The 882-nt window shown below is 46.2% G+C and carries 4 tRNA genes and 1 rRNA gene; all 5 read right to left on the bottom strand.

Going from position 1 to position 882, the window contains the following annotated elements:
• Positions 1-140, bottom strand: a 23S ribosomal RNA gene (locus tag L4D19_RS30310); the annotation flags it as partial.
• Positions 141-476: 336 nt separating this feature from the next.
• Positions 477-552 (bottom strand) — tRNA-Ala (locus L4D19_RS30305).
• Positions 553-587: 35 nt separating this feature from the next.
• Positions 588-663, bottom strand: a tRNA-Val gene (locus L4D19_RS30300).
• 30 nt (positions 664-693) lie between these two features.
• A tRNA-Lys gene (locus L4D19_RS30295) sits at positions 694-769 on the bottom strand.
• 1 nt (position 770) lies between these two features.
• A tRNA-Glu gene (locus L4D19_RS30290) sits at positions 771-846 on the bottom strand.
• Positions 847-882: the final 36 nt, after the last annotated feature.

The raw sequence follows: 882 nt of genomic DNA, 5'->3' as shown, positions 1-882 counted from the left end.
TTGTGCAGGTGGGTTTCCCCATTCGGAAATCCCAGACTCAAGTGGCTCTTACTGCCTAATCTGGGCTTAACGCAAGTTAGTACGTCCTTCATCGCCTCTGACTGCCAAGGCATCCACCGTGTACGCTTAGTCACTTAACCATACAACCCCAAGAGGTTTCGTATGTTCAAACAACCAAGGTTTGTGTCACCTACATTCGATCAAGAAAAGTAAGGACATTGGTTTTTCGCCGGACTCTTCTTTTATTTTCACTTTTGAAAAAGTGAAGACAAAAGTACAAGACACTTGAATGTGTATTGCTTGAGAACTCGTTCTTTATCCCCTCTTTAAATAAGAAGTTATAAAAAACATTTTAATTGAATCTAACGATTCAATTTACTAGTCAGCTTTCCAGATTGTTAAAGAGCATGTGTTTATCAAGAGATAACCACTTTTTAAACACACTCACTTCTTTTYCAAGAAATGCGCTTAAAGAGTGGTGGAGCTAAGCAGGATCGAACTGCTGACCTCCTGCGTGCAAGGCAGGCGCTCTCCCAGCTGAGCTATAGCCCCATCAGGTATTTCTGGGYTCTCTCGAAAAGAAAGAGTGGTGGGCGATACCGGGCTCGAACCAGTGACCCCCTCCTTGTAAGGGAGGTGCTCTCCCAACTGAGCTAATCGCCCTCCGATGTTTTACATCTTCAAAGGAGAAGATGGTGGGTCGTGCAGGATTCGAACCTGCGACCAATTGATTAAAAGTCAACTGCTCTACCAACTGAGCTAACGACCCATGGCGTCCCGTAGGGGAGTCGAACCCCTGTTACCGCCGTGAAAGGGCGGTGTCCTAGGCCTCTAGACGAACGGGACCAAGTGTTTCTTGCCAACGTTGTTGGGCAACGTTAG

The sequence above is a fragment of the Photobacterium kasasachensis genome (assembly GCF_050336885.1).
Classification (GTDB): Bacteria; Pseudomonadota; Gammaproteobacteria; order Enterobacterales; family Vibrionaceae; genus Photobacterium; species Photobacterium kasasachensis.
Note: the sequence above shows the minus strand (reverse complement) of the source record. Positions and strands in the feature narration are given on the sequence as shown.